Below are 14,637 nucleotides of genomic sequence, written 5' to 3'. Positions count from 1 at the left end.
GGCCGGTAATAAGGTACGCCAGTCAATGTTCAGGCACAGTTACAGAATAGGTTTGCAAGGTATTAAAATCTGTTCGGCAACGCACATAGGGGTGTAACAAATGTAAATGCGACATCGCGCCTCAGCGTGGCAGGGCCCGCTCGCCGGTCTTCGGTTTGGCGCCCTGGCGTGCACGGGTCTTGCCCGGCTGGGGCGCCACCGGCTTGCGGCTGGCCTGGTTCAGCAAGCTGGCGCATTCGCTCTGTTCTCCGGGGCCGGCATTGACCAGCGGCAGCAGGGCGGCAAACGGCGCCACCGCCGCCAGCGCCAGCGCACCGCCGGCGCGCAGCGCCACCACGCCCTTGTCGATACTGACATCGGGGTCGCTGAAGGTGCCCTTCACATAGATCGGTGCGCGCAGCGAGAAGATGCGCACGCCCTTGCTGTCGGGTTGCAAGGTCAGATCGAGTTTTTCATTTTCCAGGTTGATGGTGCCGTCGACATGCAAGGTGGCATCGTCCGTGTCGACGATGAACTGGCGCGTCTGCATCAGGCCATGCGTGACGCCGAAACTGGCCGCCATGCAATTGAGTTTGACCTGCTTGTCGCCCGACAGCTTGGCCAGCACCACGCTGCCGATGTTCAGGCCCATCTCTTCAAGCAGCAGCTTGCTGACGCTGCCCCCATTGATCAGTGCCTTGACTTCGCCATTGGAATTGCCCAGCAAGCTGGCCACCGAGTTGCCGGTGGCGGTGAGTGCCGCGTCGCCATTGATCTGGCCCACGCTGGCTTGCAATGGTTTGAGGTTGGGAAACAGCTGCTTGATCTGCATGCGGCGCGCGCTCGCCTTCAGTTCGGCGGCGATGCGCCCGGGCGCTGTCTTGCCGCTGCCGTCCATCCGGATCTGCGACACCAGCGTGCCGCCGGCGATATTGAAGTTGAGCGGGTTGAGCGAGAGCACGCTGTCGTTCAGCACGATATGCGTGTCGACCTGGCTGATCGGCAGGTTGGCGTCGCGCGTGATGGTGTCGGCCGTGTAGCGCACGTCGGCGTCGAGGCTGGCCCAGCGTTCGGTCTTGAATGTTTCGATCGGCAACACGCGGCCGGCCGGCTGGTTCAGTTGCGCGCCGCGCTGCACCTTGCTGGCGCGGTTGTCGGCGCCCACCAGCGGCCCCAGGTCGTTCAAGTGCAGCAGCTTCGAATGGACATTGCCGGTCAACACATTGCGCGGCTTGCGCTCGGAATACTTCGCGCTGCCGCTGATATCGCTGGAGCCCACCTTGCCGGTGAATTTGTCATAGATCCAGTCGCTGCCGCCGCGCTTGAGCACACCGGTCAGATGTCCTTGCGCGCTGAACGGCGGCGTTTCCGGCAGCAGCACGCCGGTCAAGGCATACAGCTGGGCCATGCTGGGGCCCGATATTTTCAGCAGCACGTCGAGCGCGGCCAGCCTGGTCGGGCGCGTCAGCGTGCCGTCGATGGCCAGGGTGGTGCTGCCCGACCGCATCTCGGCCTGCAGCGGGAACGGCGTACTTTGCTGCTGCAGCGACAGCACGCCGCCGGCCTTGCCGCTGCCTTTCACGGGCGCGCCGCGATAGGTGCCGGCCAGGGTCCAGGCGATGCCGTAGCGCGCGTCAACGATGGTGTCGACGTCGGCGCGCATGGTTGAGTTGGTGATGCCATCCTCCAGATACACCGTGCCTTTGCTGAAGACCACGCTTTGCAGCTCGAACTGCCACGACGAACCGGGGTTCTGTTTTTCAAACGTCCAGTTGTTGTTGCCGTCCTTGCCGCGCAGCAGGCGTAGCTGCGGCGCGTCGAAACGCAGTTCGGGTATCACGATCTTTTTATCAAGCAAGGCCAGCGGGTCGAGCGAGAAGGCCAGCTGGCTGACGCTGGCCGACTGCGGATGGCGCGGATCGGCGACGATGCCGGCCGGATTGCCCATGCGCACATCGCGCGCCTGCAGATGTGGCCAGGGCAGGTAGTCGCGCCAGCCGCGCTGTTTTTCCGCTGACGCCGGCTGGCGCCAGGCCAGCGCCAGGTCGCCTTCGATGGCGAACGGGCGGCCCAGCGCTTCGCTGGTGCGGGCGTTGAGCCACGGCTTGGCGCGGTTCCAGTCGGTATTCAACAGGACAATGATGGCGGTGGCCGGCACGGCGATCAGCACGCCGGCGGTGGCCAGGACGATCTTCGCGCGGCGCGATTTGGGGAGCGGCAGGTAAGGCATGGAGCAATCTTTCCGGATAATTCTGGCGAGCGGTACAGGGTGCGGGAGTATGCCCGATGCTACAGCAAAAGCGCGGTTTTTCCCGTCCATTTGTACGCTGGCGCACGTTGTTGCGCTGACTATTGTCGCTTTCGTACGCTATGTGCGGCACCGAACTGATAGCGCCCGTGGCAGGGGCTATAACGTCATACATCAGGCGCCGCTTCATGCATCAGCGTGGCGCCGTAGCACAAGTTTTGATGCCCCCTAAAGTTATCCGATTCATGTTCTCCAGGAGAAAAAAAATGACAAACCGAGATCTTTTGAAATCCCCGCTGACCGCCCTGGCCGCCTGCGCCACCGCCGTCGTCCTGATGACCGGCTGCGCCAGCCAGAAAACGCCGGCCACCGCCGACGTGGCCGTATCGCGTGCCGCACTCGACAACGCCGCCAGCGCCGGCGCCGCCGAACTGGCGCCCGATGAAATGCGTTCGGCCCGCGAAAAAATGATGCGCGCCAACCAGGCGCTGAAAGACCGCGACTACAAGCTGGCACGCGAGCTGGCCGACCAGGCGCAAGCCGATGCCAAGCTGGCGCAAAGCAAGGCCAATTCGACCAAGGCGACCACCGCCGCCGACGAAATCAACGAGAACATCCGCGTCATGCGCGAAGAACTGAACCGCGCCAACAGTCAAGCTCCCCAACAATAAGAACAGGAACCCATCATCATGAAAAAAGCTACCTACACCACGATTCCCGGCCTGCTGGCCATGGCTGCCCTGGTTGCCGCCTGCAGCTCCGCGCCAACCACCACCAGCCTGCTCGACCAGACCCGCGGCGACTACATGGCCGCCCAGTCGAACCCGATGGTATCGACCTATGCGGCGCGCGAATGGCGTGACGCCAGCGCCGCGCTGGAAGCGGCAAATGCCGCCGCCACCCGCCAGGAAGACAAGGAGCAGGTCGACAAGCTGGCCTATCTGGCCAAGCAAAAAATCGCCACCGCACAGGAAGTCGCCAAGCAGAAAGCCGCCGAGGCTGATGTCGCCAACGCTGGCAAGCAGCGCGACGAATTGCGCCTCGAAGCACGCACCCAGCAGGCTGACCAGGCCACCGCCCGCGCCCAGGCTGCGCAGGCGGCTGCCGAAGCGGCCAAGGCCCAGGCGCAAAGCGCTGAAATGGCGACCCGCGATGCCCAGGCCCGCGCTAGCGCCCTGGAAATGCAACTGGCCGACCTGGCCGCCAAGAAAACCGAACGCGGCATGATCATCACCCTGGGCGACGTGCTGTTCGGCACCGACAAGGCCGACCTGACTTCGAACGGCGTCAACACCGCCAACAAGCTGGCCGAAGTGCTGAAAAACAATCCGCAGCGCACCGTGCTGATCGAAGGCTTTACGGACAGCACCGGCAGCGCCGCGCATAACCTGGAACTGTCGCAGCGCCGTGCCGAGTCCGTGCGTAACGCCTTGCTGGGCCAGGGCATCGCCCGCGACCGCATCGCCACGCGCGGCTATGGCGTCGCTTACCCTGCGGCGGGCAACGATACGGCGGCGAATCGCCAGCTGAATCGCCGCGTGGAAATCGTGCTGTCGGAAGACAACACGGCCATTCCCGCCCGTCGTTAATCTGAACTGATTGGTGTCACGCGCGGCACGGGGCAGGCGCCCTGTGCCGCGGCAGTACCAAGGCAGCGCCGGCCCTGTTTGGCCGGCGGATACCCACGCTAGAATTGAGAGGAAAATTATGTCCGATACTTCAGTTGCCACTCCTTCGGGAATCGATACCGCCGCCATTCGCGCCGCCGCCCGCAATCTGGACGATGGCGCCGTCACGGAAGGCTACCAGGGAAACCGCCAGGAAGTCATCACCATGTTGAATGGCGCCCTGGCGACCGAGCTGGTGTGCATTGCACGCTACAAGCGCCATTACTACACCGTGAGCGGACGTGATAACGGCACCATCAAGGCCGAGTTCCTCGAACATGCTCAGCAGGAACAGGAACACGCCGACTGGCTGGCCGAACGCATCGTTCAATTGAACGGCAAGCCAGATTTTAATCCGGCAACATTGCTTGAGCGCAGCCATGCCGAGTATGATGACTCCGACGACGTGCAAAGCATGGTCAAGGCCAATCTGATCGCCGAGCGCGTGGCGATCGAATCGTACCGCCAGATGATCGTCACGATCGGCGAGAAGGACCCGACCACGCGCCACTTGTTGATCAAGATCATGGCCGTCGAAGAAGAGCACGCCGACGACATGCGCGATCTGATGGAATAAGCTTTCGTCAAAACGTTGTCACCACAATACATTCATCCACCGCTGAGGAGTTTAACCATGTTGGAAAACAATATCACCACCGTCAATAACGATGTCAAAACCCTGGTGAAAGATGCCCAGGCATTGTTCAGCGCCGCTGCCGCCCTGACCGGCGAAAAAGCCGACGAAGTGCGCGTCAAGGGCATGAAAACCCTGGACGCCGCCCTGGTCAAGGCGCAGGAAGCCCAAGCCGCCGCCATCGTGTCGGCCAAGGAACTGGCATCCCAAGCTGATGGCTATGTGAAAGAAAACCCATGGCGCACGGTGGCCCTCGCCGCTGGCGTCGGCGTGCTGATCGGCTTTATCCTGGGCCGCAAGTAACCAAGTCGGGAGCGATATGGACAAGTCTGCTTCGTCTCACCAGGGGCCGGGATTGATCGCCTCGATCGCCGGCCTGGCCAGAAACGCGGTCGGACTGATGTTGTCGCGGCTGGAACTGGCAAGCATCGAATTGTCGGAAGTGCGCAACCATCTGCTGCAACTGGTCGTCATTTTCGCCCTGGCGATGGTGGCGGGCCTGTTTGCCATCGCTTATGGCAGCGTGCTGGTGGTCTTCCTGGCCTGGGATAGTCTGGGCTGGAAGATACTGCTGATCATGACGGCCGTGTTCCTGCTGCTGGCTGTCGGGCTCGTCATGTACGCGCGCGCGATGCTACGTCAAGGCAAGCTTTCGCTGCCAGCCACCATGGCTGAATTGAAGGCCGACCGCGACATGCTGATCTAGTACCAGCTGGCAAGGCCCGCACGGAATCGCTTCCCTGCGGGCCTTGTCTTTGCCATGCTGCCCAAGGAGAAACACTCATGTCGGACCACGACAAAATGACGCTGCAAGCGGCGCGCAAGCGGCAATTGATTGCCGAAGGCGAACTGTACCGCGTGAGCATCGTGCATGCCCGCGCCAATGTGGGCCATGCGCTGCGCCCCGAAACCATGCTGCAGGGCGTGATGCACACGGTGAGCGGCTTTGCCGGCCACCGCGTCGAATCACTGCTGGCGCCGGGCGGCTTTCGCCTGCAAAGCCTGATGCCTTACGCGATGACGGCGCTGTCCTTCATCGGCCGCAAGAAGCTGGTCAAGCCGGCGCTGGTGCTGGTGGCCGTCGCCGCCGTTGCCGCCGGCTGGCTGCGGCGCAAGCACTGAAACTGCAGCACCATCCCGAACGCCGTCATTGACGGCGTTTTTTTTGCATGAATCTTTTTATTTTTCCATGAAGCCGGGCACGAATCCCTCTTCGGTCAGGGCCTGGATGACGCCGCGCAGCAGGTAATTGTGCGTGAAACGGATAGCATATTGCCTGGCGCCCGGGTAGATCGCTTGCAGCATGTTCAGTTCCACCAATTTTTTTATCTGATAGGTGCGCTGGTTGTCGGTCAGCTTGGGCATGACTTTTTTCAGGTCTGCCGACTTCGCACTTTTCAGTCGTACAACTTCCAGCAGGACCTGGTGTTCGTCAGGCGTGATCAGTTGCCGCTCGCGTGACAGGCGGAGTGCCGGCACGAGAATTTTTTGCTCGATGTAGTCGTATCGCGTCAGCCGATCCACCTTCTGCAGCTCCAGTAAAATTCCCTCCAGCACGTAGATGCACCAGTTTTCAATGCCCTTTGTCGTCCCGGTATCCGCCGCACCGAGCATCTGGTAGTAGCGCTCCCGGTTGTTGCAGAAGACTGCGGTCGGATTCAGTACGCGCCCATCCTTGACGTTGAACCCGTACTTGATGAGCAAGGCGTAGGTCAGCAGGCGAACGACCCTTCCATTTCCATTTGAGAAAGGATGAATCCAGCCAAACCGGTGGTGTGTGAGGGCCACCTTCATCAGGTCGTATTTTGGCGCCGAGGCATGGTTGACGAAGTCAGTCAGCTCCTTCATGTACTGCGGCACAGCAACTGCTTCGGGTGGTAGATGTGCCGACATGACAATCCTTACCGATCCCTCCCGATACGCGCCCGGTGTCTGGTCCCCTTCGCGCTCCAGGGTGCGCACGGCAATCTCGTGCAGTTCACGGATGAACGTTTCGGTCAATGGCGCGCCCGGTTCCATGGCCTGCTCGACATACCTCATCGCCAATTCGATGTTAGTGATTTCTTTCATCTGGTCGCCACCGCCAGCTGTGCCGCCGTCCTGTATGGTTGCGTCGACAAGGTCGGCCAGGGTGGTGTGATTGCCTTCGATGCGAGCCGACCCCAGACTTTCCAGCATGTGGAAGATGTGCTTGAGCTGGAAGAACACGTCTGGCGGCGTGCTGCCGCCCAGTCGCAGGCGCCGGAGATGCTCCAGTTCGTTGACGACATCGACCAGCGGCGAGTCGAATGTCGGGTTGCATAGCTTGAGTTCAACGTGTTCGAACTTGGGATTGCTCATGGTACACACCCTTGCTATCGACAATGGTGTCAATAATTATCTCAAATTTCATCTAAAAAGTCTTTTTTAATCAATTGCTTGTAAAGTTTTATGGAAACTATTAACTTGAAAAGATCGGTGAAGTATCTGGAAAATCGTCGCAAAGCATCAGGAAAACTATCTGTATCACGGTTTTCGGGTGCGATGTCGTCTGCCGGGCTTGCAAGGTGCGCCGTGCGGCTGTTGCCTTACCCATGCCATGCGTCCTGCGCCTGCCCGCGCGATCCCTTACAATGAATCACGGTGCAGCCATTGCACGCCAGAGCCCGGAGCTATCTTGACGACCATGATCAATCCCTTGAATCCCGCGCGCATGCGCATCGTGCTGGTGCTGCAGGGTGGCGGTGCCCTGGGCGCCTACCAGGCCGGCGTGTACCAGGCGCTGCACGAACATGCGCTGGCGCCCGACTGGGTGGTGGGCACCTCGATCGGCGCCATCAATGCGGCCATCCTGGCCGGCAACAAGCATGAAGACCGGCTGGTGCGGCTGAAGGAGTTCTGGCGGCGCGTGTCGCACCGCGACAGCATCGACATGACGCGCGTGGGCGATGCGCAGCGCCGCTCGAATATCTGGCTGGCCACGCTCGACACGGTGCTGCGCGGCGTGCCCGGCTTCTTCAAGCCACGCCTGTTCAGCCTGTTTCCCGCCGGCCTGGCCGTGCCGCCCGAAGAGGCGAGCTACTACGACACCAGCGAGCTGGCCACCACCCTGGAAGAACTGGTCGATTTCGACTACCTGAACCAGCCCGCCGGCATGCGGCTGTCGGTCAACGCCCTGCGCGTGAAATGCGGCAGCCTGCACAGTTTCGACAGCCAGCACCAGCGCCTGGACGTCGACCATATCCGCGCCAGCGGCGCCTTGCCGCCCGGTTTTCCCGGCGTGCGCGTCGATGGCGATCTGTACTGGGATGGCGGCCTGTATTCGAATACGCCGCTGGAAACCGTGCTCGACGACACGCCCCATGTCGACACCCTGGTCTTCATGGTCGATCTGTGGAGTTCGGAAGGGCCGGAACCGACCACCCTGGACGAAGTGCAGACGCGGCAAAAAGACGTCACGTTTGCCTCGCGCTCGAAGCGCCATATCGAGGACTACGTCAACACGCATACCCTGCAGCACAAGCTGCGCGAGCTGTACGCCAAATTGCCCGACAACGCCCACAACCGCCGGCAGACCGAGGAGCTGATCGCGCTCGGCTGCGACAGCACCATGCACATCGTGCGCCTGCCGTATGCGGGCCGCGACTGGCATATGGCGGCCAAGGACATCAATTTTTCCAAGGGTTCGATCGAATGGCGCTGGGAGCAGGGCTACCAGGATGGCCTGCGGGCCGTCAAGGCGGCCGGCTGGCTGGCGTTCGTCACGGAAGACACGCCGCTGGTGGTGCACGAGCTGCCGCCGTACGAGCGCAGCACGGTATAGACCTTATTTCGGATGGGCCGCGTCGCGCAGTACCTGTGCGTTGGCCATGTCCTGGCGATACGTGTCTTGCGCGGCTTTCAGGCAGGCGCTGCGATCGGAAGGTGCTTCCTGGCGGCAGGCTTTTTTTGCCTCGCCCAGGGCGGCGCCGATTTCCTTGTGCAAGGTGCGCAGCTGGGCTTGCGGCGTGCTGTCGGCCTGGTACCAGCGGGCCGGGTCGCCGGCTTGCGGCGTACCGGTGGGCGGCGCGGTTTGCGCCAGGGACCATGGTGCGGCGCAGGCCAGCAGCAGGGCGGTCAAAGGGGTGGCGACAAGCTTGTTCATGGTAGTTCCTCTCAGAATGAAAAAAGGCGCCGCGGCGCCTTTTTTCGTTATCGTTACAGCCTGCCTGTCAGTAACAGCAGGATCAGGATCACGACGATCAGCCCGGCCACGCCGCTGGGGCCGTAGCCCCAGCTGCGGCTGTGCGGCCAGGTCGGCAGCACGCCGATCAGCGCCAGGATCAAAATAACCAGAATAATGGTGCCCATGGTAACTCCTTGTAGTGTGCGGTAGGGAAAGGGCCCGGCGGGGCCATCACGCGGCGATCACGCCGTCATGGATTAATAGCGGTAGACGCGGCCGTCGATGACGCGCACGCGGTTGCCCGGATTCAGGTCATAGATGCTGTCCTGCACCACGTTGCGGTACTGGCCATTGTCCAGGCGTACATTGATCTGGTAATTCTGTGCCTGTTGCTGGCGGCCTTCGACCTGGTTGCCGACCACGCCACCGGCAACGGCGCCGGCCACGGTGGCGGCGGTGCGGCCGCTGCCCGAACCGATATTGCTGCCCAGCAGGGCGCCGGCGATACCGCCGACCACCGCGCCCGCGCCGCTGGTTTGTGCACGGCCCTGGACGGCCTGGATCGAATCGATGGTGCCATAGGTGGCCGATTCAGGCTGCGAGCCATTGTAGTTTTGCGATGGGGCGGTACTGGCGCAACCACTCAGTACGGCGGTCGCGGCAAGCATCAGTGCAGCCAAGGTGGCGTTGGTTTTCATTTTATTCTCCTGACGTTGTTAAAGTGCATGAGCTCATCTTAGGCAGGGCGAATGCCGCGGTCTGTACGCTGCCGCACGTACTTATTTGTTGCCTGATTTCCATATCCGGCATGGGCCGCTCCCTTCATTTGTGGTTATTTGTCCCCTGTTTCCCTTGCGATGTGAAATTAGCCAGCTTGTGTACGGCAGCGTACAGAACGTCGCCGGCGATCCACGTAAAACGGTAGTCATGCCACGCAGATCGGCAAAAGATCATCTTCATCTACCAGGGAGCATCACATGAATAACAAAAATATCAGCAAGACCTTCGCCGCCGTCCTCGTGGGCCTGGCTTGTGCAGCATGGGGCAGCGCCGCAGTGGCCGCCACGCCGGAAGCGAAGGCCGCCTACAAAACGGCCAACGACCAGGCTGGCGTCAACTACAAGGCCGCCCACGCCGAGTGCGAAAAAATCACCGGCAACCCGAAAGATGTCTGCATCGCCGAAGCGAAAGCCGTGCGTGCCTATGACGAAGCGGTGGCCCAGGCCCAATACACGAATACCCTGCGCGCCTACACCAAGGCCCGCGTCAAGATTGCCGATGCCAACTATGACGTCGACCTCAAGCGCTGCGATGCGCTGACCGGCAACGACAAGGATGTCTGCGTCAAGCTGGCCAAGTCGACCAAGGTGGCGGCCCTGGCCGATGCCAAGGCGGACAAGAAAGTCATCGAAGCGCGCAGCGATGCGCGTGAAGACAAAAGAAAAGCCGAGTACAAGGTCGCCACTGAAAAGTGCGATGCACTGGCCGGCGCAGCCAAGGACGAATGTGTAAAGGCTGCAAAAACCCAGTTCGGCTATTAAGCGTTTCAAACGCTTGAATTGAACTGTAATAAGAAGCTCATTTTGAGCACCCTTGATTGACCACTCCTAAGGAAAATACCATGAAATTCACCAAATCTATCGCTACCGGCCTGTTCGTTGCTTCCCTGTTCGCCGTTGCTGGCTGTGCTTCGACCCCAACCAAGGAAGGCACGGGCGAATACGTCGACGACGCACTGGTCACCACCAAGGTGAAAGCCAGCATCATCAACGAGCCGACCCTGAAAGCCACCGAAATCAACGTCGAAACCTTCAAGGGCGTGGTACAGCTGAGCGGCTTCGTTGCCCAGCCAGGTGATGCCGCCAAAGCCGGCGAAATCGCCCGCGGCGTCAAAGGCGTGAAATCGGTCAAGAACGATATTCGCGTCAAGTAATTTCAAGTCATTGTCCGTCCCGCCGAAGCGCCTGCCATGATGGCAGGCGCTTTGGCCATCCACAGACCGTAGCGGGAGTCTCATGAACCACCCAGCCGAACTTCCTCCCAAGCCGGTTGCCGCCGCTCCTGCCGAGCCACCTGCAAGCACGCCTGTGGAGCCTCAGCTTGACCCCGCCTTGCGCCTGCCGCTGCATGTCAATGCGCGTGGCCTGGCGCTCGGCATCATCGCCACTGTGAGTGTTGTCTATGCGCTGCAGTGGGCGCAGAAATTCCTGATACCCGTCATCTTCGGCATCTTCATTGCCTATACCCTCAATCCGCTCGTCGCCTGGCTGGAGAAAATCCGCTTGCCGCGGGCCATCGGCGCCACCGTGGTCACCGCGCTGATCCTGTTCGGCTCCATCGTCGTCATCGAGCGCGTGCAGGGTGAATTCGAATCCATCGTCGAAGAATTGCCGGCCGCCACGCACAAGCTGGCGCGCCTGATCGCCGCCAACACGGGCGGCAAGGAAAGCACGTTTCAAAAGATGCAGGCGGTGGCCAATGAAATCGAGCAGGTGGCCGCCGGCGCCGAAGCGCGCCGCAACGTGCGCCGCGCCGCCGCCGCCGAAGGCCCGAATTTCAAGATCATGGACTGGGTATGGGCCGGTTCGCTGGGCCTGATGGGTTTTGTCAGCCAGGCCACCATGGTGATTTTCCTGGTGTTCTTTTTGCTGCTGTCGGGCGATACCTTCAAGCGCAAGCTGGTCAAGCTGACAGGGCCGTCGCTGAGCCGCAAAAAAGTCACCGTGCATATCCTGGAAGATATCAACACCTCGATCCAGAACTATATGTTCATGCTGCTGGTCACCAATGTCTTGCTGGCGCTGCTGATGTGGGTGGTGCTGCATTTCATCGGCCTGGAAAATGCGGGCGCCTGGGCCATCATGGCCGGCTTGCTGCACATCATTCCCTATTTCGGCCCTCTGTTGATCACCATCGCCACCGGCCTGGTTGCTTTTCTGCAGTTCGAATCGCTGGAGATGGTCTTGCTGGTGATGGCCACCTCGCTCGGCATCGCCACCCTGGTCGGGACCTTTGTCACCACCTGGATGACCGGGCGCATCGCCCGCATGAACCCGACCGCGGTGTTTGTGAGCCTGCTGTTCTGGGGCTGGCTGTGGGGCGTCTGGGGCTTGTTGCTGGGCGTGCCCATCATCGTCATCGTCAAGGTGGTGGCCGAGCGCGTGCAGGGCATGGAAGTGGTGGCGGAGTTGCTGGGAGAGTAGGTGGGGTAGGTCGGGTTAGCCCGAAGGGCGTAACCCGACACCACCAGTGATGCCAACAATGTTGTCGGATTACTGAAAATGGCGGGCCGAAGGCGCGGGCCCGAGAAAATGCCGATGGCGGCGTTGCAGCTCCTCGCCGTACATGCGTACTGTCTTCGTCGCTGCGCCTTGCCCTCGACATTTTTCAGGTCCGCTTGGCCCGGGAGCCTTTGCGGGCGACAGTGGCTTTATCCGACTGTTGGCGCATGACGGAAAACGGCACCCTCGGGTGCCGTTTTTGCGTGGTGCTGTTAATCACATCACGACTGGTGCCGCTTCAATACTTTTGTCACCAGGTCGCCATCTTCCGTTTTCGGTGCGTCTTTCATGCTGCCCAGTTGCAAGGTGAACTGGCGCGTGAATTCGGCGCCGAGGAAAAAGATCTGCGCCGAGTAGTAAATCCAGATCAGCAGCGCCACCAGCGAGCCGGCCGCGCCATAGCTGCTGGCCACGCCGCTGTTGCCGATGTACACGCCGATCGCGTATTTTCCCAGCGAGAACATGAAGGCCGTGCCGAGCGCGCCGATCATCACGTCGCGCCACGACAGGCGCACCCGCGGCAGCATTTTGTAGATGACGGCAAACAGGCAGGCGATCACGCCGAAGCCGATCAGGTTCGACAGGACGGAAAACAGCACGGCGGCGTCTTTCCAGTGTCCTTCCCAGTAATTTTCCAGGATCGCCATGGCGGCGCTGATGACCAGCGACACCATCAGCAGGAAGGCCAGCACCAGCACCAGGCCAAACGACAGCAGGCGCGTGCGCAGCATGTCCCAGGCGCCCGATTCCTTCAGAGCCGGTACTTGCCAGATTTCATCCAGGCTGGCCTTCAGCTCGGCAAACACGCTGGTGGCGCCGAACAGCAGCAGGGCGCCGGCGATCAGGGTGGCGATGCGGCCTTGGTCGTGGTTCTGGGCGCCGGCCAGCACCAGCTGGATCGCTTCGGCGCCCTGCGTGCCGAGCAAGCCTTGCAGCTGGGCCATCAGTTCGCCGCGCGCGGCGGACTGGCCATAGAAAAAGCCGGCGATGGCGATCACCAGCACGAGGATGGGAGCGACGGAAAACAGAGTGTAATAGGCGAGCGCGGCGCCCTTGCTGGACGCGCGGTGTTCCAGCCATTCGGTAACGGAGCAGACGATGACGCTGCGCATCGTCTTGCCCAGCGGCGCCAGCCTGGCCAGGCGGGGATTGCGGCTAGAAATAGTCATGCGTGGCTTTCAATGGAAAAAAGGGGCCGCGGCCCCTTTTTTTAACAGTGGCGTACCACTAACAAACGTAATTATCGTACGCGGCGCTCGATCGTGATTTGCTCGACTTCAACGCGACGGTTCGGTTCCAGGCACTTGATCAGGTCAGCGCGTTTCTTGTTATCGCAAGTAACGACTGGATTGGTCGAACCCTTGCCTTCGGCGCTCAGGCGGTTGGCGGCAACACCTTTGGCAACCAGGTATTCCTTGACCGAATCAGCACGTTGCTGCGACAGCTTCTGGTTGTACTTGGCCGAACCGATACGGTCGGCGTAGCCGCTGATGACCACGTTGTTGACATCCGGTGCTGCGCTCAGCACGCGGGCGATTTCGTCCAGCTTGGTCTGGGTCGGAGCCAGCTTGGCGCTGTCGAACGCGAACAGTTCGGTCGCGGCCATCGTCACTTTTTCAAAGCGTGGTGCTGGTGGCGGTGGTGGCGGTGGTGGAACCACGACGACTTCTTCACGCACTGGTGGCGGCGGTGGTGGGGCTGGCTGGGCGGCGACCGGCGGTTTGTCGAAAGCGTAGTTCAGGCCGACGTTGACATACCAGTTGCTCGATTTGCTTTGTGGGAAGGTATTGCCGCGCAGGAAGCCATGCACATTGCGCACGTCCAACTGGGTCGACCACTGGTCGGTCAGCTTGCTCTGGAAACCCAGGCCCAGGTTGGCGTATGGGGAGCTCTTGCTGCGTTCGCCCAGAGGACCGTTGTCCTTGTCGCGCTGCATGCCGGCGCCGACGACGACGAACGGAGCGAATCCTGGATTACGGGTGAAGAAGTACAGGCCATCGACGCCCAGCGTATTTTGCTGGTAGCGGTTGCCATTGTCTTTCGAACGGGTGTAGGTGGTACCAAACTGCATGTCCCACTGTGGCGAAACTGGCTTACCAAAGCGCAGACCAGCGCCATAGCCGGTTTTGTCGGAAGAGAAATCCGAATCTGGTTTCGAAGCATTAATGCTTGGTTGAATGTACCAGGATGGATTGATTTCCTGAGCCTGTGCACCGAAGGACGAGCACAAGACGGCGGCGGCAACGGCGATTTTTTTTAAATTATTCACAAGTAACTCCCAACGTTAATAGAGATTTTTTCTTAACACATCAAACGACTAGATGGTCTGCGTTCTACTGCGACAACAATTCCAGATGCGCATGTTTTGTTTGAGATGCACTGCTGTTGGATTGGAGAATACGTTTCCGAGTTCAACCGGTCGGTGCGTTAGCGCACAAAGGATTGTTGTATATCAATGGTGTTGCAAAACTGAGACAAATACAACATTTTTAAGCACTAAATTGTTTAGTCCTTTTCACTACGCGGCATGAAATCACCAGAGGGCACAGGCGTCTATCGTACGACTGGGCCATGCCGACCGATGTATATTAACAACAATGGCGAGCTTGATAACTTATACAACAGTGTTATAGCCAGCCTCGCCCGACCAGTCTGCTTTTTCCGCATTGTCAGCTGTCCTGCCA

The 14,637-nt window shown here is 60.5% G+C and carries 17 protein-coding genes; 10 read left to right on the top strand and 7 right to left on the bottom strand.

What is annotated here, in order from left to right; genetic code table 11:
* Positions 1-121 precede the first annotated feature (121 nt).
* Positions 122-2,209 carry an AsmA family protein gene (locus Q8L25_RS26820; protein WP_308922282.1) on the bottom strand — a complete coding sequence of 696 codons (2,088 nt, stop codon included), beginning with the start codon at positions 2,207-2,209 and terminating at the stop codon, positions 122-124.
* A gap of 284 nt (positions 2,210-2,493) precedes the next feature.
* Here Q8L25_RS26820 and Q8L25_RS26815 point away from each other — a divergent pair, with 284 nt between their 5' ends.
* The 6 genes from Q8L25_RS26815 to Q8L25_RS26790 all read left to right on the top strand — a co-directional run bounded on the left by Q8L25_RS26815 (position 2,494) and on the right by Q8L25_RS26790 (position 5,650).
* Positions 2,494-2,898 (top strand): DUF4398 domain-containing protein, encoded by a 405-nt coding sequence (locus Q8L25_RS26815; RefSeq protein ID WP_308922281.1) that lies wholly within the window; start codon positions 2,494-2,496, stop codon positions 2,896-2,898.
* Between the two features lie 18 nt (positions 2,899-2,916).
* Positions 2,917-3,816, top strand: a complete 900-nt coding sequence (locus Q8L25_RS26810; RefSeq protein ID WP_308922280.1) for an OmpA family protein — start codon at positions 2,917-2,919, stop codon at positions 3,814-3,816.
* Positions 3,817-3,934: 118 nt separating this feature from the next.
* Complete coding sequence (locus Q8L25_RS26805) at positions 3,935-4,471, top strand: ferritin-like domain-containing protein (RefSeq protein WP_308922279.1); 537 nt, start codon at positions 3,935-3,937, stop codon at positions 4,469-4,471.
* Between the two features lie 57 nt (positions 4,472-4,528).
* Entirely contained in the window at positions 4,529-4,831 is a 303-nt protein-coding gene (locus Q8L25_RS26800) for a YqjD family protein (RefSeq protein WP_094446027.1), read from the top strand.
* Between the two features lie 16 nt (positions 4,832-4,847).
* A complete protein-coding gene (locus tag Q8L25_RS26795) occupies positions 4,848-5,234 on the top strand; it encodes a phage holin family protein (protein WP_308922278.1) in 387 nt (128 codons plus the stop codon).
* Between the two features lie 77 nt (positions 5,235-5,311).
* Positions 5,312-5,650: a hypothetical protein gene (locus Q8L25_RS26790; protein WP_308922277.1), complete on the top strand. Its 339-nt coding sequence runs from the start codon at positions 5,312-5,314 to the stop codon at positions 5,648-5,650.
* A gap of 57 nt (positions 5,651-5,707) precedes the next feature.
* Here Q8L25_RS26790 and Q8L25_RS26785 read toward each other — a convergent pair whose 3' ends face one another.
* Positions 5,708-6,868, bottom strand: a complete 1,161-nt coding sequence (locus Q8L25_RS26785; protein ID WP_308922276.1) for a Fic family protein — start codon at positions 6,866-6,868, stop codon at positions 5,708-5,710.
* A 325-nt stretch (positions 6,869-7,193) separates the two neighbouring features.
* Between Q8L25_RS26785 and Q8L25_RS26780 the strand changes: the two genes are divergently transcribed.
* Complete coding sequence (locus Q8L25_RS26780; RefSeq protein ID WP_308925815.1) at positions 7,194-8,330, top strand: patatin-like phospholipase family protein; 1,137 nt, start codon at positions 7,194-7,196, stop codon at positions 8,328-8,330.
* 3 nt (positions 8,331-8,333) lie between these two features.
* Here the strand turns inward: Q8L25_RS26780 and Q8L25_RS26775 are convergent, their stop codons facing one another.
* From Q8L25_RS26775 to Q8L25_RS26765, 3 genes are all read right to left on the bottom strand, one after another.
* Positions 8,334-8,651: a hypothetical protein gene (locus tag Q8L25_RS26775; protein WP_308922275.1), complete on the bottom strand. Its 318-nt coding sequence runs from the start codon at positions 8,649-8,651 to the stop codon at positions 8,334-8,336.
* Between the two features lie 53 nt (positions 8,652-8,704).
* On the bottom strand, positions 8,705-8,857 hold the full coding sequence (locus Q8L25_RS26770) for a DUF3309 family protein (protein ID WP_065307223.1): 153 nt from the start codon (positions 8,855-8,857) through the stop codon (positions 8,705-8,707).
* A gap of 72 nt (positions 8,858-8,929) precedes the next feature.
* Positions 8,930-9,370 (bottom strand): glycine zipper 2TM domain-containing protein, encoded by a 441-nt coding sequence (locus Q8L25_RS26765; RefSeq protein WP_308922274.1) that lies wholly within the window; start codon positions 9,368-9,370, stop codon positions 8,930-8,932.
* Positions 9,371-9,649: 279 nt separating this feature from the next.
* Between Q8L25_RS26765 and Q8L25_RS26760 the strand changes: the two genes are divergently transcribed.
* The 3 genes from Q8L25_RS26760 (at position 9,650) to Q8L25_RS26750 (ending at position 11,875) form a co-directional block, all read left to right on the top strand.
* Positions 9,650-10,213, top strand: a complete 564-nt coding sequence (locus Q8L25_RS26760; RefSeq protein WP_308922273.1) for a hypothetical protein — start codon at positions 9,650-9,652, stop codon at positions 10,211-10,213.
* An 80-nt stretch (positions 10,214-10,293) separates the two neighbouring features.
* Entirely contained in the window at positions 10,294-10,605 is a 312-nt protein-coding gene (locus Q8L25_RS26755; protein WP_152244645.1) for a BON domain-containing protein, read from the top strand.
* 82 nt (positions 10,606-10,687) lie between these two features.
* Positions 10,688-11,875: an AI-2E family transporter gene (locus tag Q8L25_RS26750; protein ID WP_374694208.1), complete on the top strand. Its 1,188-nt coding sequence runs from the start codon at positions 10,688-10,690 to the stop codon at positions 11,873-11,875.
* A 299-nt stretch (positions 11,876-12,174) separates the two neighbouring features.
* Here Q8L25_RS26750 and Q8L25_RS26745 read toward each other — a convergent pair whose 3' ends face one another.
* Positions 12,175-13,122 (bottom strand): YihY/virulence factor BrkB family protein, encoded by a 948-nt coding sequence (locus tag Q8L25_RS26745; RefSeq protein WP_308922272.1) that lies wholly within the window; start codon positions 13,120-13,122, stop codon positions 12,175-12,177.
* Between the two features lie 71 nt (positions 13,123-13,193).
* Positions 13,194-14,222, bottom strand: coding sequence for an OmpA family protein (locus Q8L25_RS26740; RefSeq protein ID WP_308922271.1), 1,029 nt, complete (start codon positions 14,220-14,222; stop codon positions 13,194-13,196).
* Positions 14,223-14,637: the final 415 nt, after the last annotated feature.

It is taken from the genome of Janthinobacterium sp. J1-1, assembly GCF_030944405.1.
Taxonomy (GTDB): Bacteria; Pseudomonadota; Gammaproteobacteria; order Burkholderiales; family Burkholderiaceae_D; genus Janthinobacterium.
Note: the sequence above shows the minus strand (reverse complement) of the source record. Positions and strands in the feature narration are given on the sequence as shown.